Source organism: Veillonella seminalis (assembly GCF_003992065.1).
Lineage (GTDB): Bacteria > Bacillota > Negativicutes > Veillonellales > Veillonellaceae > Veillonella_A > Veillonella_A seminalis.
Map to the genome: position 1 here is coordinate 308,009 of NZ_RQUZ01000001.1, position 23,086 is coordinate 331,094.

The 23,086-nt window shown below is 43.3% G+C and carries 15 protein-coding genes; 10 read left to right on the top strand and 5 right to left on the bottom strand.

Annotation, left to right across the window (positions count from 1 at the left end):
- The first annotated feature begins 130 nt into the window (after nucleotides 1–130).
- From EO126_RS01385 to EO126_RS01400, 4 genes are all read left to right on the top strand, one after another.
- Nucleotides 131–1,456 (top strand): hypothetical protein, encoded by a 1,326-nt coding sequence (locus tag EO126_RS01385; RefSeq protein ID WP_006555636.1) that lies wholly within the window; start codon nucleotides 131–133, stop codon nucleotides 1,454–1,456.
- Between the two features lie 870 nt (nucleotides 1,457–2,326).
- Entirely contained in the window at nucleotides 2,327–3,934 is a 1,608-nt protein-coding gene (locus EO126_RS01390) for a multicopper oxidase family protein (RefSeq protein ID WP_006555637.1), read from the top strand.
- Nucleotides 3,935–3,993: 59 nt separating this feature from the next.
- Entirely contained in the window at nucleotides 3,994–4,422 is a 429-nt protein-coding gene (locus EO126_RS01395; RefSeq protein WP_006555638.1) for an FKBP-type peptidyl-prolyl cis-trans isomerase, read from the top strand.
- 565 nt (nucleotides 4,423–4,987) lie between these two features.
- On the top strand, nucleotides 4,988–6,403 hold the full coding sequence (locus EO126_RS01400; protein WP_006555639.1) for an aspartate ammonia-lyase: 1,416 nt from the start codon (nucleotides 4,988–4,990) through the stop codon (nucleotides 6,401–6,403).
- Between the two features lie 222 nt (nucleotides 6,404–6,625).
- Here EO126_RS01400 and EO126_RS01405 read toward each other — a convergent pair whose 3' ends face one another.
- Genes EO126_RS01405 through thiS form a run of 5 tightly spaced genes read right to left on the bottom strand, consistent with a single transcriptional unit; the run spans nucleotide 6,626 to nucleotide 10,374 of the window.
- On the bottom strand, nucleotides 6,626–7,297 hold the full coding sequence (locus EO126_RS01405; protein ID WP_127007112.1) for a thiamine phosphate synthase: 672 nt from the start codon (nucleotides 7,295–7,297) through the stop codon (nucleotides 6,626–6,628).
- Entirely contained in the window at nucleotides 7,278–8,516 is a 1,239-nt protein-coding gene (gene thiH / locus EO126_RS01410) for a 2-iminoacetate synthase ThiH (RefSeq protein ID WP_006555641.1), read from the bottom strand. Before thiH ends, EO126_RS01405 begins: the two co-directional genes overlap by 20 nt.
- Nucleotides 8,517–8,562: 46 nt before the next feature.
- Nucleotides 8,563–9,384: a thiazole synthase gene (locus EO126_RS01415; RefSeq protein WP_275938035.1), complete on the bottom strand. Its 822-nt coding sequence runs from the start codon at nucleotides 9,382–9,384 to the stop codon at nucleotides 8,563–8,565.
- A gap of 1 nt (nucleotide 9,385) precedes the next feature.
- Nucleotides 9,386–10,180, bottom strand: a complete 795-nt coding sequence (gene thiF, locus EO126_RS01420; RefSeq protein WP_006555643.1) for a sulfur carrier protein ThiS adenylyltransferase ThiF — start codon at nucleotides 10,178–10,180, stop codon at nucleotides 9,386–9,388.
- Complete coding sequence (thiS, locus tag EO126_RS01425) at nucleotides 10,180–10,374, bottom strand: sulfur carrier protein ThiS (protein ID WP_006555644.1); 195 nt, start codon at nucleotides 10,372–10,374, stop codon at nucleotides 10,180–10,182. Before thiS ends, thiF begins: the two co-directional genes overlap by 1 nt.
- A 515-nt stretch (nucleotides 10,375–10,889) precedes the next feature.
- Here thiS and rpoB point away from each other — a divergent pair.
- From rpoB to fusA, 6 genes are all read left to right on the top strand, one after another.
- Nucleotides 10,890–15,041, top strand: coding sequence for a DNA-directed RNA polymerase subunit beta (gene rpoB, locus EO126_RS01430; protein WP_127007114.1), 4,152 nt, complete (start codon nucleotides 10,890–10,892; stop codon nucleotides 15,039–15,041).
- Between the two features lie 33 nt (nucleotides 15,042–15,074).
- Complete coding sequence (gene rpoC / locus EO126_RS01435) at nucleotides 15,075–19,286, top strand: DNA-directed RNA polymerase subunit beta' (protein WP_127007116.1); 4,212 nt, start codon at nucleotides 15,075–15,077, stop codon at nucleotides 19,284–19,286.
- A gap of 357 nt (nucleotides 19,287–19,643) precedes the next feature.
- Nucleotides 19,644–19,889 carry a ribosomal L7Ae/L30e/S12e/Gadd45 family protein gene (locus EO126_RS01440; RefSeq protein WP_127007118.1) on the top strand — a complete coding sequence of 82 codons (246 nt, stop codon included), beginning with the start codon at nucleotides 19,644–19,646 and terminating at the stop codon, nucleotides 19,887–19,889.
- A 77-nt stretch (nucleotides 19,890–19,966) separates the two neighbouring features.
- Nucleotides 19,967–20,341, top strand: a complete 375-nt coding sequence (gene rpsL, locus EO126_RS01445; RefSeq protein WP_006555648.1) for a 30S ribosomal protein S12 — start codon at nucleotides 19,967–19,969, stop codon at nucleotides 20,339–20,341.
- Between the two features lie 45 nt (nucleotides 20,342–20,386).
- Nucleotides 20,387–20,857, top strand: coding sequence for a 30S ribosomal protein S7 (gene rpsG, locus EO126_RS01450; protein WP_006555649.1), 471 nt, complete (start codon nucleotides 20,387–20,389; stop codon nucleotides 20,855–20,857).
- A 22-nt stretch (nucleotides 20,858–20,879) separates the two neighbouring features.
- Nucleotides 20,880–22,955, top strand: a complete 2,076-nt coding sequence (gene fusA, locus EO126_RS01455; protein WP_006555650.1) for an elongation factor G — start codon at nucleotides 20,880–20,882, stop codon at nucleotides 22,953–22,955.
- Nucleotides 22,956–23,086 lie beyond the last annotated feature (131 nt).

Sequence of the window (23,086 nt, forward strand, 5' to 3'; positions counted from 1 at the left end):
TTTTACGATAGTAGGTAGTTTTCTAATTCAGTAATGGTAGTGAGGTTGTACAATGCAAAAGCATATTATTATAGCAGATGCTGTAAGATATGCTTTTGCTGGTACGGTTTTGTAAAAGGAGAGTTTTTTTATGAGACGAAGGCTTTTTATTCTATGGGGACTCTTGGTTTTTATGATGATGCAGTGCTTTTGGGTCATGGGGTACTCTACACGAGATAATCCGCCAGTATTTGGTATAGTACATCAGAATGATTCGAGCATTGTGTTTGCCAGGGAACATTTAGATTATAACGAGTATTATTTTGTAGAATTACAGAAGGTTCAAAAGAACGGAAATACGCAGACGCTGCTCCGTATTTGGGGTCCTTCTGACTATGATAAGGTGGAAATCCGCTCTCCAAAAGGAAAATCTGTTTTTCTGATTGAGGATACGAGCATTCCTATTCCTACACCCCAAATCGGTGAAGATCGGTGGTATACGGTCGATTTAAATGAGTGGATACAGTTACCCAATCCAGATTCCTGCCAGATTCGGCTGCATCGTCCGAACGGGAAATATTATACAGTAACCGCCAAGCGTCTGTTGGCATGTGCCCGACAACTGACAGGAAACATGCTGCCGCAAGATAAAGTAAAAGAGCCAAAGCCATATGGGCCATTTTACAGTATATTTTATCCTAATGTTTCGTTAGAACAAGTACGTAATACATTTGCTTATTATTTGAACGGGCCCTCTAAAATAGGGAATAGTAAAATATATCGCAAAGGAAATTGCCATTATCTAATGAGCACGAAACTGCCGCTGATTGCTTTTTTGCTGGAAGGCCAAAGCGGTCATGGGCTGGCAACTTTTAAAGAGGTAGCTGGCGGAGTCTGGATGGATATGGATTTTTGGAGCATAGGTTATACCCAGTATGGCTATTACTGTTCAACTCTGGTAGATGACGAAGTAAAAAATATTGGCATGGAGGCCGTTGCAATGACGTATAGGCACTTAGTGCCATTTGCGGATTATGGAATCGCATTAAACGGAGGATATAACAAAAGTAATCCGACGATTGACACAGTGAATTTAACTAAGCATCCAGAGTTAGCAGCAGTACAACATGGTGATAAAGTCTTATCAATTAATGGTATAGATCTAAAGGCAAGCAAAAACTATTCTGTGGAATACATGCTGACGTATGGAAATGCTCCCTTGTCTATTACATTACAGCGCAAAGATAATCCGCCTTATACTGTGGAAGTTATACCTCAAATGAATGTCCCTATGCATGCAGATGTTGATGTTACCGCAGAAGTAATGAAAGAAGAAAGGCAACATATAAAAGAAGAAAAATTATGGCAATTTTGGCCGCAAATGCCTCTTCCGGAAGTATTTGATCCTATGCAGTCCCCAGACACTCATATGGATTCGCCGCTTACGACACCATTGTTGAAAGGTGCTAGAACATAAGCGGAAACTGAACCCGTTGGGGGATCTTTAACCCGAAAGATTTGGAAGGACGGTAAAAATCTACTAGCGACATTTTTGAAAAAACTTAAAGTGGTGGGTCATCTGCAAATTTGTATTTGGCTATTGAGGTTGAAAAATCGAGAAAAGCTTTATCAGAAAAATGCCGTTGATTGAAGGGCAAAAAACATGCTGACGGATCGTAAAGAATACCGGAGCGTGATACTCAAATGATACTATTTTTTTAAAAACTGCTCAAATGAGGATGATTTTGAAAAACTGATGCCATAAAAATGGCTTAGTGAAGCCATTCTCATTTTTACGAAATGCCGATGGAGTAGAACTTAAATAATTTAAGTTTAGCATCATAGTTTAACAAATCAAACACCCTGTAGCTTAGGCCATAGGGTGTTTTTTTGTGGAGTGAAAATGAATTTAACGAAGTGCATCATACAGCCTTCTGGAATAAAATTAACAGTGAATATCAGGAAAAATAGTGTGTAGCTTGGTAAGTATTTTGAAATACTTAGATTAAAAACACTTCAATATTTAAATTATAAATTGACCTTTTAACGTTAGACGTAAACACTAATGTTAGAAGGCCTTTTTATTATGGAAATTTTTAAGAGTCTTATCATAAAAGACGTATGTTCATTATAATACCCCCTTGTTGAATATTTCCTACAATCATGGTATGATTATATGGTGAAATAAGTCGATATACCGGTAGGGGTACACGCTATGCCTGCGTAATTATGAAAAAATGCAGGTGCCGGCTGTATTATATTGGTATAAGAACACGTATACCCTGTATTTTCAGGTAAAATATTTAAGATGTGTTGTAGTAAAAATGTAAGTATTGGAGACGGTGAAATGAAGAAGTATTCAAACTATGTAAAGGCGCTTTTAGTAGCGACTATTTTAGTGGGGGGCACTACCATTGCTTCCGCTGCTGACACAGCGAATACATGCTGTACCGGCAGTACAACAAGTACAATGGGTCAAAACATGACAGCCAATATGAGTTCCATGATGAACGGCGGTATGATGGGGATGACCGGAACTAACATGATGAACGGTATGAGTGGCATGATGGGCCATATGCACGGTGTTGATGATGTACCTGTTTTGAAACAGGTTCAGCAGGTTGAAAAACCATTGGCTATACCCCCTATGCAAAAAGGTACGGTAGATGGAAACGGCGTTCGCCATTTGGAAGTTGATGCTCAAGTCGGCAAAACAGCCATTAAAGACGGTGCTCTCACCGATACTTATGGCTATAACGGCAGCGTACTCGGTTCTACTTTATACATGAAACAAGGTGAAAAAGTAGCGATTAAATTGAAAAATGATTTGCCTGAAAAAACTACGTTCCATTGGCATGGCATGGTAGTTCGTTCCGATGTTGACGGCGGTCCTCATTATTCGATTGCCGCTAACGGCGGTACCGGTGAAGTAGACTTTACCGTAGACCAGGTTGCCAATACCGCTTGGTATCATCCGCATGCTATGGGCTTTACGGCCAGCCAGGTATATAAAGGCTTAGCCGGTTTTATCTATGTGGATGACAACAAAGAAGGTGCTTTGAACTTACCGCACACTTATGGCGTTGATGATATTCCGGTAGCGATTCAGGATCGTAACTTCACATCGGATAATCAATGGGATTACCGGAAAGATTACAATGCGGACGGTGTATATGGTGATACTCTCGTAGTAAACGGCACCATCAATCCGTACTTCGATGTAAAAACTAACGTAGTTCGTCTTCGTTTGTTGAACGGTTCCAATGCACGTACTTATACTTTGCAGTTGTCCGATATGGGCACGATGATGCAGGTAGCCGGTGACGGTGGCGTATTGCCGTGGCCGGTACCAAAACAATCTATTACCATTGCTCCGGGTGAACGTGTTGAAGTATTGGTAGACTTCTCCCAATATAAAGATGCTTTGCCAAGCTTAGTAACTCAGAACGGTAAAAACGGTACAGCTACAGTATTAGCATTTAAACGTGGTGCTGATACCCTGGCTGCAGAAGCTAAAGTAAATACGGACATGGCTGCTTGGAACTATAATAAAATTAATTCATCAGACGATTTGACAAAAACGGCTGACAAATCCATTGTGATGTCCGGCATGGCTCAAAATGTGTTGATTAACGGTAAGAAATTTGACATGGGTCGTATTGATTTCACCAGCAAATTGGGCTCTACTGAAATCTGGGACGTATCTAATGCGGATCCGGGCATGATGGGTATGATGCATCCGTTCCATGTTCACGGCGTACAGTTTGAAGTATTGTCCCGCAACGGTCAACCGGTAGATCCTTCTGAAAAAGGTCTCAAAGACACTATCCAGGTAAATCCGGGCGAACACGTTCGTATCAGACTCCACTTCACAAAACCGGGCGTATTCATGGTTCATTGTCATATCTTGGAACATGAAGAAAACGGCATGATGTTGCAGTTGGAAGTTAAATAATGTACAATGAAGAAGATTCAAACATTTTCAGAAATTCTCTAAACAGAATGGAGTACATTATGAGCAACGAAAACAAAAAAGTACAAGTACATTACACCGGCACTTTCAATGACGGCACGAAGTTTGATTCCTCTTACGATCGTGGCGAACCGTTAGAATTCATTTGCGGCGCCGGCATGATGATTAAAGGTTTTGACGAAGCTGTTAAAGACATGGCAGTAGGCGAAGTGAAAGATATTCACTTGATGCCCGCCGATGCTTACGGTGAACCTAATCCTGCTTATATTTTGACGACGGAAATCGCCGAATTACCGGGTTCTGAAAAACTTGAAGTAGGCAACCGCGTTCAGTTAACTAACACGGCAGGTCAACCGGTACCGGCTAAAGTTGTTGAAAAAACTGAAACAATGATTACTTTCGACGCTAACCATGAAATGGCCGGTAAAGAATTGAATTTTAAGATTGAATTGGTTTCCGTAGAAGACTAATAGACAATCTAAAGACAGTCTAAAGACAATCTGAAGATAATCCAAAGAAGCTGTAGCGAAGTACAGATTTATTCTGTATAAATGCTATGGCTTCTTTTTTTATATAAAGGTACTCATTTTAAGAAAAAAGTTTTCACAAAAGTGTAATGACGTACTAAAAAACGTCAAAACTCGTCAATACTATGCGTCAAACTCATTGTTGGTATACCTTGTTAGTTTGCGTGTTTGTTAACTGTTCTATAGAAAAAGACATTTACACTATGCTCTATATCCTTATTTGATATAGGTTTATCGCTCGTTTAGTCTTTGTTGTACATTGTATACATGTTATAATGAACGTGTCCGGTAGATATTGGATGGAGCGAACTTAGCTCATGCCGGACATTTCCTATATGTGTTTTGAATAATGACTGCGACTGAATGACAATGTCGGAGTCTTGGACGATTGGAATGCATACAGATACGAATTTGAATTAAACTTAACAACATAACAATAAAAGGGATTTTAACCGATTTGCGATAATCGGTACATATAGTAGGTTGTAGAAGAAATGAGGTAAAACGTATGCGTAAGGAACATGATTTTTTAGGTGAAATGGAAATTGCCGACGATTTGTATTATGGTGTGCAAACATTGCGTGCTATGGAAAACTTCAATATTACGGGCAAACACATTGACCGTGATTTTATTAAATCCATGGCGATGGTTAAAAAAGCAAGTGCTTTGGCCAATTTGAAAACAGGTCGTATGGATCCGACGATTGGCAATGCCATTATTCAGGCTGCTGATGAAATTATTGTCGGTAAATGGGTAGAACAATTCCCAATCGATCCGATTCAAGGTGGTGCGGGTACATCTTTCAACATGAATATGAACGAAGTATTGGCTAACCGCGGCCTTGAAATTTTAGGGTATGCTAAAGGTCGTTTTGACATTTTGTCGCCAAACAATCATTGCAACATGGCACAGTCCACAAATGATACGTTCCCGACGGCTATTAAAGTTTGCGCCATTTTAAAAAGTAAACCGTTAATTGAAGCGTTACAACGTTTAGTTGACGAATTGGAAAAGAAAGCGGAAGAATACAAGGAAGTTTTGAAAATGGGTCGTACTCATTTACAGGATGCGGTACCTATTACGCTCGGTCAGGAAATGGGTTCTTATGCATCCGGTATTCGTCGCGGTATTAAACGTATTCAATCTTCCATCGAAGGTGCTCATGTAGTAAACATGGGGGCTACTGCTGTAGGTACCGGTCTTAATGCGGAACCTTCTTATATCGCAGATGTAGCTCATGAATTGTCGGAAGTTGTTGGTGAAAAATTCATTACTGCCGACAACTTGATTGATGCGACTAATAATACGGATATTTTCGCCGATATTTCCAGCGGCATGAAAGTAACGGCCCTTGTTTTGATTAAAATGGCTAACGATTTCCGTTTGATGGCATCCGGCCCTCGTTGCGGTATCGGCGAATTAAAATTACCACCTCGTCAACCGGGTTCTTCTATTATGCCGGGTAAAGTTAACCCTGTAATTGCTGAAGTATTGAATCAGGTTTGCTACCAAGTAGTGGCTAATGATTTAGCCGTAACCTTGGGCGTTGAAAACGGCCAGTTCGAATTGAACGTAATGGAACCGGTTATTGCGTATAACTTATTCAATGCTATGTGTTACTTGAAGAACGGCGTAAATACTTTTGTTGACAAATTGTTAATCGACTTGGAAGTAGACCGTGAACGTTGTGCATACTGGTTGAACCGCAGTGTGGGTATCGTAACTGCCTTGTTACCGCATGTTGGTTATGAAAATGCCTCCGCTTTGGCTAAAGAAGCCTATACAACCGGCCGTGCTATTAAAGACATTATTTTGGAAAAAGGTTTATTAACCGAAGCCGAAATGAATCATATCTTATCGCCGGCTGAAATGACGAAACCTGGTATTGCCGGTGCCGACATTTTAAAAGTAAAAGGCAACTAACAGGTATTAATATCATATCGAGTATTAGATATTTAACGCCTAATGCCCAATACCCAATGCTCAATATTTGAATATCTAAGTGCTCAATAATGATATAGTCAATGACTAACTATAAAAACCACCCTAATCTTTTCTCTGCTAAAGATTAGGGTGGTTTTTGTTTGTTGTGAAATTGTTACCTGCATACGTCCGTGAGGATTCGTTGATAAAATTCAGCTTTGCTTAGTCGATTAACAAGTTACGCCATTTTTGTGTGTAACTCTTAATATCGACTTGTTCCATGGTTTCCGTCATCACATAGATGCCTGCGTAGTCGTTTGGCATGAGGGGGTATGTATTGAAATTGATCCCACCGATGCCGTGAATGGGAATGTTGTCTTCTTTTGCCAATTCGAGAATACGTTGACAATCAGTTTCCGAGCGAGGGGCTAAACCGGGCTTACAGCGGGAGGGGAAGAGATGACCCAGCACGAGTCGACGGGCCCCGGTTGAAATAGCGGTATTTGCTTCTGCTAATGAATGTACGGATACGCTAACAAATGGCAGTTCTGGAAGTGTGTTCGTCTTAGTCGACGTATTCGCTGAAGTCAAACTTGTGCATTCCATGGCTGACAGTTGCACCGGTACGTTATATTTCACTGCTAACTCTATATGATGGCTGACAATGAGTTGTACTTCGGACTCTTTGGCTGTGGGCAAGAGTTCTGATAGTAAGCGTTCATAATCTTTCGGAACTGACTCCTTAGCTCGCAGCAATAGGGCATTCGGTTTGGAACGGATTAACTCCTTTAGGTAGTCTGTAGCCGATATAAATGAGTTAGTCTTTTTCAAGAATTTAGCGAGTGCCGGCAAGTGAGTAACGTAAGTTAATTCTTTAGACACGGATGTGGTCATGGTACACCACCTGTAACCCCAGTTTTTTTATATCATCGTGCATTTCGGCGACGCTGCGGGTGTCGTTAATATCGAACTGGTCACTGCTGCGATGTTTGTTGCCGGCACTGTGGCCGCCCACGTCAACTTGAACGCCGGCGGATACTTTGGTGGCGCAAATATTCATGACCGCATTACGGAATTCTCTGCTTTCACGACTGGATACGGTGATTTGGGCCTGAGGTACGAATAAACGATAAGCACACATAATTTGTACGAGGTCACGGTCGCTTACGAGATGGTTGAAGTGGCCGAGTTCGCCGTTAACCGGACGTAAACGTGGGACGGAGAAGCTGAGTTCGGCAGCCGGGAAGGCTTGTTGCACAGACCATACGTGCAGACCGGTAGCCAAGGCGTCGTAGCGGAAGTTGCTGAGCCCCAGTAAAGCGGCGAAGCCGGCACCGCGAAAGCCGCTGTTCAAGGCTCGTTCCTGTGCATAGAAGCGATACGGGAATGAGCGCTTGTTGCCGTAAGGATGATAGTATTCATAGGCTTCAAGGTCGTAGCTTTCTTGGAAAACCGTAATAAAATCGGCACCCACTTTATGGAGAATTTCGTAATCCGCCTGATTGGCCGGATAGATTTCGATGCCGATATTGGCGAAGTACGGTTTTGCCAATTCCAGAGCTTCGGCAATGTATTCAATGGAAGAACGGGCTTCCGATTCACCGGTTAAGAATAAAATTTCCTGTAAGCCTGTTTTGGCAATACTTTCCAATTCGCGTTGAATTTCATCGGCGGAAAGTTGTGCCCGTTTGATAGTTTGTTTGCTGTTAAAACCGCAATAGCGACAGCCGTTGCTGCAATAGTTGGCAATGTATAAAGGGGTGAAAAGTTGAATGTTATTACCGAAGCGGGCTCGGGTCAGTTCTTTTGCTTTTTGGGCCATTGCCTCTAAATAAGGGGCTGCGGCTGAACTGAGGAGTGCCATAAAATCGTGAGGCTCTAAACTATCTTTGGCCAAGGCGATTTTTACATCCTTAGCCGTAAAGTTTTCATCCGCAAAACTGTTTTTAGTATTGAGGACGTAGTTGAGCCGAGACATGTCTAATTGATCCATGGCTGATGTGTAAGCCATGATATTTTCTTTTAATAGGGCGGCGTCTTGTGCATTGGCCGTTTTAATACGACCGTTTAGTTGCGGCGCCGTGGTCTTATGATGATTAGGTAGTATATTCATTTAAAACCTCCTAAAGTATTGGACAGATTAGTAATATGGGGATATATTAATTGTTTAAAAATCCGGTCAGCGGACTGGAGGCTTCGGCCTGGTCGGTAATGACACGGCCCGTTTTACCGAGATAAGCTAACCGGCCTGCTTCGATAGCAAGACGGAAGGCCTTACACATTTGGGCTACATTGCCGGCTGTGGCAATGGCCGTATTACACATGATAGCGGTGACGCCCATTTCCATGGCCTCACAAGCTTCTGACGGTTTGCCGATACCGGCATCAACGATAATCGGTAAATCGGTACTTTTGAGTACAATGTCGATAAAAGCTTTGGTACAAAGTCCGCGATTACTGCCGATAGGAGCGGCCAGCGGCATAATGGCGGCGGCACCGGCCTCTTCAAGCGCTTTGGTGGCATAGTAATCGGGATACATATAAGGGAGAACGACGAAACCTTTATCGGCTAACATCTTGGTAGCACGAATGGTTTCATTGTTGTTCGGCAGGAGCCAACGGGCATCGCTGATGATTTCGACTTTTACAAAATCACCGCAACCCATGGCACGGGACAGTTCGGCGATACGCACGGCTTCTTCGGCGGTACGGGCACCGGACGTGTTAGGCAATAAGGTAACATCTTTAGGCATAAAGTCCAAAATGTTTTCCTGGCCGTCCGGCGTAGCCCGACGAAGTGCTAAGGTAATGATTTGGGCTTGCCCTTCTTCGGCTACTGCTTGGATAAGGGGCAGGGAAAACTTACCGGAACCCAAGATGAGGCGGGATGAAAAAGTTTTACCGCCTAATGTGAAGGTATCATCGGCGGGTGAAAATTTAGAATTGGTTTTCATCGGAGAAGTTTGAGAGTTGTTTGGCATACTATGACTCCTTTTGTGTCAGTAATAAATGTAAGAGGATGGTCGCTTCATGAGCAGCGCAGAGCATGACGCGCGGCGCCAAAAGACCGATCGTGCTTTCACTATGACCATCACCGGTTTGGTAATAGCGGCTGAATAATTCTTTGGTTTGGACTGTGTTCGGATGATCATAACCGCTTACGCCGCTGGCGCCGATTATGATTGTTTGCGGGTAGTGTGTTAACACGTAGCTTGTTAATTCCGCTTTGTTTTCGGCCGAATCGAAGGCTTCAACGATGTACGGGAAGTCTTTTAAATAGTTGTCATAATTGCCGCTGTGAATCGTGGTGTGAACGGCATTGACTTTGATGAACGGATTGATGCGGTGCAGAATATTTTTTAGTGCGTATACTTTAGGTTTACCCAAATCCGTCATTTCATACGCTTGACGACCGAGATTGGTAAGATCGACTACATCCTTGTCTATGATGGTGAGTTCGCCGATGCCGAGTCGGGCGAGACTGATGGCGATGTGAGAGCCGAGGCCGCCGGCACCGCAAACGGGAATATGACTTTGTTTGAAGCGGGTATAAATCTCGGTGCCGTAGCGCGCATTCCACACGGCATCATAGGTTGCTTCGTCGGGTACTTTGTTGCGTGACACACATAATAGGGCGTCGCCGTCTTGAAGCGGTGTATCGGAATCAACGGCAAAGCCGTTCAATAACCAAAGGTCATCGCTCTTGTTGGTAATGACGTCGGCGGTCACTGTGTCGGGAGCTACCGACACAGTTTGACCGTTAATTGTAATATTCATCAGCCGCCTCCTACAAAATGAACAATTTCCAGCGTATCGCTGTCCAGTAGCCAAGTTGATTCAAATTTGCTTTGCGGAATAATGGTGCGATTCCGTTCTACCACAACGCGTTTGGAATTGTAGCCCGCAGTTTCGAGATAGGCGAGAACTGTCACAGATTCCGCAAGCGGTTGTTGTTTGCCGTTGACGATCATGGATGCCTCCTTATAAAAAAAGACATGAAGGGAGAGCACCCTTTTGGTGGTGCTCCCCCTTCATGTCATGATTATAGATTGATTTTAGTATATCAGAGTTTAGTTGTAACGCAAAGCAAATTTTTCAAAAAAATGAATTTTAAGCATGCGAAAATAACGGGCGTAATTTATTTAAAAAAGTTTTTGACAAAGTAATTATATAATGCTATAATACTTAATTGCAAATGTACTCGGATATATATTGATTTATGTATTATTTTATTTTATAGACGTATGAATGCGACGCATAAAATTAAGGAGTACTTAATAAGATGACTATAACATTGTTACTGATAAAGGGTAAATCTTCCAAGGTTGTGTTAACCGGAGGCGAAGCAAGGTTCAAAATAAAAAATTAAGAGCCTTGCTTATTTTGTCATTGTGTTAACAGGAAAACTGAGACCTGGATTTTTGTCTGATGTCATACCGTTATAGAATAGAAGGTAAGCCAATTGAAATGAGGGGTGAAAGCTGGTATGTTCAAACCTGAGAAGGTAGGTAAAAGAACGCGTTATACGTATGCCAAGATTAACGAAGTTCTAGAAATGCCACATTTATTGGACGTGCAACGTAAGTCTTATGAGTGGTTTTTGGAGAGCGGTTTACAAAATATTTTTGACGATATTTCTCCGATTAAAGACAATTCAGGTAATTTAGTGCTTTCTTTTGAAGGCTTTAGCCTTGGGGAGCCAAAATACGACATTAACGAATGTAAAAACCGTGATGCTACGTATGCAGCACCATTGCGTGTTAACGTTCGTTTGATTAATAATGATCCTGAAAACCAGGATATTAAAGAACAGGAAGTTTTCATGGGTGACTTCCCGTTGATGACCGAAACCGGTACATTCATTATCAACGGGGCAGAACGTGTCATCGTATCTCAGCTCGTTCGTTCGCCGGGCGTTTACTACACTCGCGAAATTGATACCATGGGTAACCGTTTATACGGTTCTACGGTAATCCCTAACCGCGGTGCTTGGATCGAACTTGAAACGGATGCTAATGAAATCGTATCCGTACGTATCGACCGTAACCGTAAATTGCCGGCTACTATTTTAGTTCGTGCCCTCGGTTGGAGCACGGATGAATCCATTTTGGAATTATTCTGGAATGGTGAAACCGACGAAGAAGGCAATCGCGTATATGACGAACGCTTACTTCGTACACTTGAAAAAGATACTACCGAATCTTCTGAAGAAGCTTTGGTTGAAATTTACAAAAAATTACGTCCGGGCGAACCGCCTACTGTAGAAAGTGCCCGTAATTTATTCGACAATTTATTCTTCGATCCTCGCCGTTATGATTTAGCGCGTGTAGGTCGTTATAAATTGAATAAAAAATTAGGTTGGCGTCAACGTATGTTGGGTCAGACTTTGGCTCAACCGATCGTTAATATGGAAACCGGCGAAATTATCGTGGATGCCGATACGGTAATGAACGAAGAACAGCTCGATATCGTTGCACAGAGCGGTGGTTTCCGCGGTGAAGGTTTTGCCGAATTCTACGTGAAGAGTGCGGAAGGTCATTCCTTCAAGGTGATTTGCAACAACAGCAACTTGCCGTTCGAACATCGCACCGTAACTCGCGAAGATATGATTGCCAATATCAGCTATTTGTTGAATTTAATGGACGGCGTTGGTCACGTGGACGATATCGACCACTTGGGTAACCGTCGTTTACGTTGCGTTGGCGAATTGTTGCAGAACCAGTTCCGAATCGGTTTGACTCGTATGGAACGTGTAGTTCGTGAACGTATGACTATCCAAGACAATGCTATGATTACGCCACAGGCGCTCATCAACATTCGTCCGGTAGTAGCAGCCATTAAAGAATTCTTTGGTTCCTCCCAGTTGTCCCAGTTCATGGACCAGACTAACCCACTTGGCGAATTGACACATAAACGTCGTTTGTCCGCGTTGGGACCTGGCGGTTTGTCTCGTGAACGTGCGGGCTTCGAAGTTCGTGACGTGCATCACTCCCACTATGGTCGTATGTGTCCGATCGAAACTCCTGAAGGTCCGAACATCGGCTTGATTTCATCTCTTTCCAACTACGCGAAAGTTAATGAATTCGGCTTTATCGAAGCTCCATATCGTCGTGTAGAAAAAATCTACGGTACCGGCGATGAAGCTAATAAAGTTATTAAAGTACAAGTTAGTGATCAAGTTGTGTATATGACGGCCGATGAAGAAGAAGGTATGACCATTGCACAGGCTAACTCCATTCTTGATGAAAACGGTTATTTTGTAGATACTCATATTGCCTGTCGTCGCGGTTCTGAAGTCCTTGAAGTGGCTCCCGATAAAGTTGACTACATGGACGTTAGTCCGAAGGAAGTTGTTTCCATCGGTACTGCTATGATTCCGTTCCTCGAAAACGACGATGCTAACCGTGCCTTGATGGGCGCGAACATGCAGCGTCAGGCTGTGCCTTTGCTTCGTGCGCAGGCTCCGCTTGTAGGTACCGGTATGGAATATAAAGCAGCGACTGACTCCGGTGTTTGTGTACTTGCTAAAGAAGAAGGTATCGTTACTCGTTGTTGGGGTAATGAAATCCATGTACAGCGCGACAACGGTCGTGTTGACGTATATAAATTAAATAAATTCCTTCGTTCCAACCAATCCACATGTTTCAACCAGAAACCAATCGTATTCCGCGGTGACCGTGTTGTTAAAGGCCAGGTATTGGCTGACGGCCCGGCTACTGACGGCGGTGAATTGGCACTTGGTTTTAACGTGCTCGTGGCGTTCATGCCTTGGGAAGGTTACAACTACGAAGATGCTATCTTGCTTAGTGAAGAACTTTGCAAGGAAGATATTTATACATCCATTCATATTGAAGAGTACGAATGTGATGCTCGTGACACCAAATTAGGTGCCGAAGAAATTACCCGTGAATTGCCTAATACCGGTGATGACAATCTTCGCAATCTTGACGAAGAAGGTATCATCTGCATCGGTGCGGAAGTTCATCCGGGCGATATCCTGGTAGGTAAAGTTACACCAAAAGGTGAAACTGAATTGACACCTGAAGAACGTTTGTTACGTGCCATCTTCGGTGACAAAGAACGTGAAGTGCGTGATACATCCCTTCGCGTACCACACGGTGAATCCGGTAAAATCGTTGATGTTAAAGTATTTACCCGTGAAAACGGCGATGAATTACAACCGGGTGTTAACAAATTAGTTCGTGTATATATTGCGCAAAAACGTAAAATCCACGAAGGCGATAAAATGGCCGGTCGTCATGGTAACAAGGGTGTCGTTTCCCGCGTTATGCGTCAGGAAGACATGCCGTTCTTGCCGGACGGCACTCCGGTTCAAATCGTATTGAACCCGTTGGGCGTACCTTCTCGTATGAACATCGGTCAGGTATTGGAAACTCACCTCGGTTGGGCTGTTCAGGGGCTCGGCATGCAGATTAAAGCAACCGACCTCAAGATTCAAAATGTATTGAACCAAGCGAAAGCCGACAGCCGTTATTGGGATAATATCGACCGTATTAAAGAATTATATAGCGAAATGGACGCTTTAAAAGCTAAAGTGGCTGAAAATGTAACTGTAGCACATCTTGATGTAGACAGTGAAATCGATGCACGTCGCGAAGAAGCGTTGAGCTTAATTTATACGGAAGCACAGAATCAGTTAGCTGAACTCGGCGGCCGCGAACGTTACGATGAATTGCGTGCTATCGAAAAAGAATACAGTGACGCTGAAATTGAATATTTTGACGATGAAGAACAAGCTCCGGAAATGGAAGAATCCTTACAGGTGGAATTAAAAGACATTTCTGTAGTGGTTGATATCATCGATGCTATTGAATCAGCTCGTGAAAAACGCGAAGAAATCCGCAAAGATTTAGAATCTTACGGCTATGATTATGAAACTTACGGCATGCCGAAACCTGATGTAGCCGGTATTCACATCGCTACACCGGTATTTGACGGTGCGCACGAAAGTGACGTATTCGATACACTTCGTATTGCCGGTAAAAACGATGACGGTAAAACCGTATTGTATGACGGCCGTACAGGCGAACCGATGGATAACAAAGTTACCGTTGGTTACGTATATATGTTAAAACTTCACCATTTGGTTGATGATAAAATCCATGCGCGTTCCACCGGTCCTTACTCCTTAGTAACGCAACAGCCATTGGGCGGTAAAGCTCAGTTCGGCGGTCAGCGTTTCGGGGAAATGGAAGTATGGGCGTTGGAAGCTTATGGTGCAGCGTATACCTTGCAGGAATTGCTCACAGTTAAGTCTGATGACGTGGTAGGTCGTGTGAAAGCATACGAAAAGATTGTTAAAGGTGAAAATATTCCTGAACCGGGCGTACCGGAATCTTTCAAAGTATTGCTTAAAGAACTTCAGAGTATCGGTCTTGATGTAAAAATCTTAAATGAAGATCAAGAAGAAGTTGTAATCAAAGAACTTGATGACGATGATGATGTAGATACTAATGAAGATGAAATCAAAGAAGTAATGGAAGGCTCAGATGCAGTAGCTGACGATACGGAAGAAGCGAACGTTATCGAAGAAGAACCGGTAACGAGCGGTGAAGATGATGATGTACTTAGCACAATGGCTATGTATGATCAAGAGTCCGAAACTGATGAAGACTAATATTTGAGTATCCGAAAGAAGGGAGCGATACTTGTGCTAGACGTTAATGAATTCGATTCTATGCGAATCGGCTTGGCTTCGCCGGAACAAATCTTAGATTGGTCCTATGGGGAAGTTAAAAAGCCGGAAACAATTAACTATCGTACGCTTAAGCCGGAACGTGACGGCTTGTTCTGTGAGCGTATTTTTGGACCGACCAAAGACTGGGAATGTCATTGCGGTAAATATAAACGCATTCGCCATAAAGGCGTAGTCTGCGATAAATGTGGTGTAGAAGTGACTCGTTCTAAAGTGCGTCGTGAACGCATGGGTCATATTGTATTAGCTACACCGGTATCTCACATTTGGTACTTCAAGGGGATCCCATCTCGTATGGGTCTCATCCTTGATGTATCCCCACGTTCCTTAGAGCGCGTACTTTACTTTGCTGCTTACATCGTTGTAGATCCCGGCAGCACGCCGCTCATGAAACGTCAGTTGTTATCTGAAACTGAATTCCGCGAATATGAAGCGCAATTCAATGAAGAAGATTACAAAATCAACGGTAAACAGGTGGAAATCGAAACCGTGGCTCAGCGCCGCGATCGTTTGGCTGTTATTGCCGAAGCACAACGTAAGATTGCTGCTAATGAAGCATTAAAAGCTAATACCGAAATTGCCGAAGAAGAAAAAGAATATGAAGAATTGACTCGTGAAGAACGTTACGAATTGGGCGCTCAAGAAGAAGTGGAATTCGTATGTGTTGACATGGGTGCCGAAGCCATTAAAGCTTTACTCAGCGAATTGGATTTGGAAGCGCTTAATGTTGAACTTCGCAGTGAATTGGAAACAGCTACGGGCCAACGTAAAATTCGTGCCGTACGCCGTTTGGAAGTAGTAGAAGCATTCCGTCAGTCCGGCAACAAACCGGAATGGATGATCATGGATGTAGTACCGGTTATTCCACCGGAACTTCGCCCTATGGTTCAGCTTGACGGCGGCCGTTTTGCTACCTCCGACCTTAACGACTTATATCGTCGTGTAATTAATCGTAACAACCGTTTGAAACGTTTGCTTGATTTAGGTGCGCCTGATATTATCGTGCGCAACGAAAAACGTATGTTGCAGGAAGCTGTTGATGCCTTGATCGATAACGGTCGTCGCGGTCGTCCGGTAACAGGTCCGGGTAACCGTCCTTTGAAATCTTTATCCGATATGCTTAAAGGTAAACAAGGTCGCTTCCGTCAGAACCTCTTGGGTAAACGTGTTGACTATTCCGGCCGCTCCGTAATCGTAGTTGGTCCGGAACTCAAAATGCATCAATGCGGTTTGCCTAAAGAAATGGCGCTCGAATTATTCAAACCTTTCGTTATGAAACGTTTGGTAGAACGTCAACAGGCAAGCAACATTAAAGCCGCTAAACGCCAGGTAGAACGAATTGGTCCGGGCGTTTGGGAAGCTTTGGAAGAAGTAATTAAAGAACATCCGGTACTTTTAAACCGTGCACCGACATTGCACCGTTTGGGTATCCAGGCATTCGAACCTATCCTTTGGGAAGGGCGTGCCATTAAATTGCATCCGTTAGTATGTACTGCGTTTAACGCCGACTTCGACGGTGACCAGATGGCGTGCCACTTGCCGTTATCCGTAGAAGCACAGTCCGAAGCGCGTACGCTCATGTTGTCTTCTCATAACATCTTATCCACTAAAGACGGTAAACCGGTAGCGGTTCCTTCTCAGGATATGATTTTGGGTACTTACTACTTAACCGTAGTACGTCAACATACGAAGGAAAAAGCTAAATACTTCGCTAACTTTGACGAAGTTATGTTGGCTTACGATTCCGGCGTAATCGGTTTGCAAGATATTTTATATATTCGTGAAGAAGGCCGTGGTCGTGTAGAAGCGACAGCCGGCCGTTTGATCTTTAACAACGCCCTCTATCCTGAACTTCGTCAGTACGAATTACAGGAAGACGGTCACTATACATTAGGTCGCGTTATGGACAAGAAGATGGTTGGTAAATTGGTCGACCAATGCTTCCAGTTATTCGGCAATGAAAAAACCGCTGAACTTCTTGACCGTGTAAAATCTTTGGGTTACTCCTACGCCCGTCGTGCCGGTATGACTATCGCTATTGCCGATATTAAAGTACCGACTGAAAAAGCTGAAATTTTACAAAAAGCCGATGAAGATGTAGAAAAAGTATCCCGTAACTATCGTCGTGGTTACATGTCCGAAGATGAACGTTATCGTAAAACTATCGAACTTTGGACTCAGGCTACGGAAGATGTAACGGATGCCATGATGGATACCATGATGCGTGACCAGGAAGGTTTCAACCCGGTTTACATGATGGCTATCTCCGGTGCCCGCGGTAACAAACAGCAGATTCGTCAGTTGGCCGGTATGCGTGGTTTGATGGCCGATCCATCCGGTCGAATCATCGACTTACCTATCAAGGCAAACTTTAAAGAAGGCCTTACTGTATTGGACTACTTTACATCCAGCCATGGTGCTCGTAAAGGTTTGGCCGATACGGCGCTTCGTACAGCTGACTCCGGTTACTTGACTCGTCGTCTCGTTGACGTATCGCAAGACGTTATCGTTCGCGAAGAAGACTGTGACGTAGTTGGTATTGACTTAGTACGTGAACGTGCTCGTTTGGCAAGCTCTACCCGTCAGGCGCTTTCCTTATTGAAAGATAAATTGATCGGTCGTGTGCTTGATAAAGACGTAGTGGATCCTGCAACAGGTGAACTCGTATTGGCAGCTGAAACTATTTTAACGCTTGCCGATTTGGAATCCTTGGCAGATCACAAAATTACCGATATTGATCTTCGCGGTGCTCATTTGGGTAGCGATAGTGATATCAACCATACTAATTTGGTGCAAAAAATCAGCCTTGGTGAAACCGATGAAGGCATTCGTCAAACATTGCGTGAAACCATGGTTCAGAATATGCTCGGCAAAGAGACAGTTAATGCTGTAGTTGACAGCGAAGGCAACGAAGTGTTCCCTGCTCACAGTGCTCTTACCGAAGAAGGTATTGAAGCTATTCTTGACAGCGATGTTAAAGAAGTGCAGGTACGCAACAATGATATCCACGGCATCGAAGTGGAAGCCATCGTTGAAGGTTCCGGTATTATCGAACCGCTTAAAGACCGTATCGTAGGTCGTACGGCGGCTGAAGAATTAATCAATAAAGAAACCGGTGAAGTCATCGTTCCGCTTAACGGTGAAATTACGGAAGAATTGGCTGATGAAGTAGTTAAACACTACGAAAAAGTTAAGATTCGTTCCGTATTGACTTGTCGTTCACCATATGGCGTATGTATGAAGTGTTACGGTCGTGACCTTGGTACCGGTAACCAGGTACAGGTAGGGGAAGCTGTAGGTATTATCGCAGCTCAGTCTATCGGTGAACCTGGTACTCAGTTGACAATGCGTACGTTCCATACAGGCGGTGTTGCCGGTGACGATATTACGCAAGGTTTGCCACGTGTTGAAGAATTGTTCGAAGCACGTCGTCCTAAACGTCATGCCATCATCAGCGAAGTGGAAGGTACTGTTCGTGTAGTACCTAATGATAATAAGAAAGGTACCAATACCATCTATGTTACCGACAAAGACGGTGTGGAATTCGATTACCTTATTCCTTACGGTGCCCGTATTATCGTTCGTGACGGCGATGTAGTTAAATTGGGTGCCCGTTTGACGGAAGGCTCCATTAATCCGCATGATATTATGCGTGTAATGGGTACGGAAGCTACACAGCGTTACCTCGTTTATGAAGTACAGAAAGTATATAAATCTCAAGGTGTAGAAATTAACGATAAACACATTGAAGTTATTGTGCGCCAGATGCTTCATAAAGTGAAGGTAGAAGAAGTGGGCGATGCCGACTTGTTACCTGGTGATCCTATCGATGTAAATACCTTTGAAGAAGAAAATCGTCGTCTTATCTTGAACGGCAAACAACCGGCTACGGGTAAACGTATTTTACTCGGTATTACCAAAGCTGCGTTGGCTACCGACAGCTTCTTGTCGGCCGCATCCTTCCAGGAAACGACGCGTGTTCTTACCGATGCTGCTATTAAAGGCAAAATCGACCCATTATTGGGCCTCAAAGAAAACGTTATTATCGGTAAATTGATTCCGGCCGGTACGGGTATGAGCCGTTATCGTAAGATTAAGGTAACTAAAAAGGAACCTCAAATCGAAGATATTGCAACGGTAGAAGCTCCGACTGCGGTTGAAGAATAAACTGTATAATAATTGTTAAAGTTTTAACAGTATAATAGAGTTGTTATAAGAGTGTCATTATGTTAAAAATAATGACACTCTTTATATTTATTGCGAAAGTTATGTATGCTAATTTTGCAAACATTGCATAGAATTGTATAAAAAAAAGAAAAATTACGTAAATTTTGTATAAAATTATGAGAAATATACAAAAATAAAGCCTTTTGGAACACACGGATAAGTGTACATATAAAATGTTGATTTAATGCGGTGAAAAGGCTATAAAAGTTGTTGACAGGCAGGGGTTAGTAATGCTAAACTGTTATAGTGCTCGGGGGAGAGTGTGCCTGAGTACAAGAAAAATCAAGGAGTAATGGTATGGAAATCGAAGTTTTAACATCAGCGAAAAAGACAATCGGAGCTAAGCAAACGTCGAAAGCAATTATGCGCGGCGAAGTTCAGATGGTATTCGTTGCCAATAACAGCGATGATCGAGTGGTGTTACCCATACTTGAACTTTGTGAGAAACACGCCGTACCGGTGAATCAAGAACATTCCATGGAGGAACTTGGTAAGGCCGGCAAGATTAAAGTAAAAGCAGCCACAATCGGTGTGCTGCGCTAAATTCGGTAATATCTGCAGTAACACTTTGTTGCAGTAGATCAATTATAAATCTAATTGTTTGGAAAGGAGGTGCCCACATGCCAACTATTAACCAGTTAGTACGCAAAGGCCGTCAAACTTTGACTAAAAAATCCGACGCTCCTGCACTTAAAGAAAGTCCGCAGAAACGTGGTGTATGTACTCGTGTATATACAGCGACTCCAAAGAAACCGAACTCCGCGCTTCGTAAAGTTGCCCGTGTTCGTTTGACTAACGCTATTGAAGTAACTGCTTACATCCCAGGCATTGGTCACAATTTACAGGAACACAGTGTAGTACTTATCAGAGGTGGTCGTGTTAAAGACTTACCAGGTGTGCGTTATCACATTGTTCGCGGTGCTTTGGATACAGCCGGCGTACAGAATCGTATGCAGAGCCGTTCCAAATATGGCGCTAAAAAAGCTAAGAAATAATTATAGCTGACAATTGAAATCACACATCGTAGAGGAGGAAATAACATGCCAAGAAAAGGCCCTGTGTTGAAGCGTGATGTACTTCCGGATCCGGTGTACAACAGTAAATTGGTTACACGCTTCATTAACAAAGTAATGTACGATGGTAAAAAAGGTATTGCCGAAACTATCGTATATGATGCATTTGAAATTATTCGTTCTAAAATGGGTCAGGACCCAATGGAAGTATTTGATCAGGCTTTAAAAAATGTAATGCCTGTATTGGAAGTTCGTGCTCGTCGTATCGGCGGTGCTAACTACCAAGTTCCGGTTGAAGTTCGTGCCGATCGTCGTCAGACTTTAGGTATTCGTTGGATGGTAAACTATGCTCGTCTTCGCGGCGAACGTACCATGAAAGAACGTTTGGCCGGTGAATTAATGGATGCGTTCAACAATACCGGCGCAGCCATTAAGAAAAAAGATGACACTCATAAAATGGCAGAAGCTAATAAAGCGTTTGCTCATTATCGTTGGTAATTAGTAAGAGGAGTTGACATTCGTGGCAAGAGAATTTTCGTTAGAGAAAACTCGTAATATCGGTATCATGGCTCACATCGACGCCGGTAAAACAACCACAACGGAACGTATTCTTTACTACACAGGTCGAGTTCACAAGATCGGCGAAGTTCATGAAGGCGCTGCGACAATGGACTGGATGGCACAGGAACAGGAACGTGGTATTACAATCACGTCTGCTGCGACTACTTGTCACTGGAAAAATCATCGCATCAACATCATCGATACTCCGGGTCACGTTGACTTTACTGTAGAAGTAGAACGTTCGTTGCGCGTACTTGACGGTTCCGTTGCAGTATTCAGTGCTAAAGGTGGCGTTGAACCACAATCCGAAACTGTATGGCGTCAAGCTTCTACCTATGGCGTACCACGTATCGCTTATGTAAATAAGATGGATACCGTAGGCGCTGACTTCTTCAATGTTGTAAACATGATGAAAGATCGCTTGGGTGCAAACAGTGTTGCTCTTCAAGTACCAATCGGAGCTGAAGATACTTTCAAAGGCATCATCGACTTGATGACTATGAAAGCTGAAATCTACATCAGTGATGATGGTAAAGAATTCGAAATCACTGATATTCCTGAAGACTACTTACAAGTAGCTCAAGAACGTCGTGAAATGTTGGTAGATGCTATTGCTGAAACTGACGACGAAATCATGATGAAGTACTTGGAAGGCGAAGAAATCAGCATTGATGAATTAAAAGTTGCTCTTCGTAAAGCAGTTTGTGATAACAAATTGTTCCCTGTACTTTGCGGTTCTTCTTACAAGAACAAAGGTGTGCAGATGTTATTGGATGCAGTTATTGACTACATGCCATCTCCACTTGATATTCCGGCAATTAATGGCGTTAACCCTGATACAGGCGCTGAAGAAGCTCGCCCTGCATCTGATGAAGAACCATTCTCTGCATTGGCCTTCAAAATCATGGCTGACCCTTATGTTGGTAAATTAGCGTTCTTCCGCGTATACTCCGGTACTTTAGAATCCGGTTCTTACGTGTTTAACTCCACTAAAGGTAAGAAAGAACGTATCGGTCGTATCCTTCAGATGCATGCTAACAGCCGTCAGGAAATCGAACGCGTTTACTCCGGCGATATCGCAGCTGCTGTTGGTTTGAAAGATACAACCACCGGTGATACTCTCTGTGATGAAAAAGCTCCGGTAATTCTTGAATCTATGGAGTTCCCAGAACCTGTTATCTCCGTTGCAGTTGAACCAAAAACTAAAGCTGACCAGGAAAAAATGGGTATCGCTTTAGCCCGCTTGGCTGAAGAAGATCCAACCTTCAAAGTTCGTACTGATGAAGAAACCGGTCAGACAATCATTTCCGGTATGGGTGAACTTCACCTCGACATTATCGTTGACCGTATGAACCGTGAGTTCAAAGTTGAATGTAATGTTGGTAAACCTCAGGTTGCTTACCGTGAAACGATTCGCAAATCCGTTAAAGCTCAAGGTAAATTCGTACGTCAGTCCGGTGGCCGCGGTCAATATGGTGACTGCTGGTTGGAATTAATTCCACAAGAACCTGGTGCAGGCTTCGAATTTGAAAACAAAATCGTCGGCGGTGCAATTCCTCGTGAATACATCGGACCGGTTGAAAACGGTGTTAAGGAAGCAATGGAATCCGGTGTTATTGCCGGTTATCCAATGGTTGACATCAAAGTAATCGTATTTGACGGTTCTTACCATGATGTTGACTCCTCCGAAATGGCGTTTAAGATTGCCGGCTCCATGGGCTTCAAAGAAGGTGCTCGCAAAGCCGATCCAGTACTTCTTGAACCATACATGGCGGTAGAAGTTGACGTACCGGAAGAATACATGGGCGACGTAATCGGCGACTTGAACTCTCGTCGCGGTCGCATGGAAGGCATGGAAGCTCGTAACGGCAGCCAGCATATCAAAGCATTCGTTCCATTGAGCGAAATGTTCGGTTATGCAACGGACCTCCGTTCTAAAACTCAGGGCCGTGGTAACTACTCGATGACAGTAGACCACTACGAAGAAGTGCCTAAGAAAATTGCTGAAGAAATTCAAGCAAAGAAAAACGGCTAATCCCTTAAGGGTTAACACAATAAGTAAAATTTTAATTATCCGGGAGGACAATTCAAAATGGCAAAAGCAAAATTTGAACGTACTAAACCGCATGTTAACATCGGTACTATCGGTCACGTTGACCATGGTAA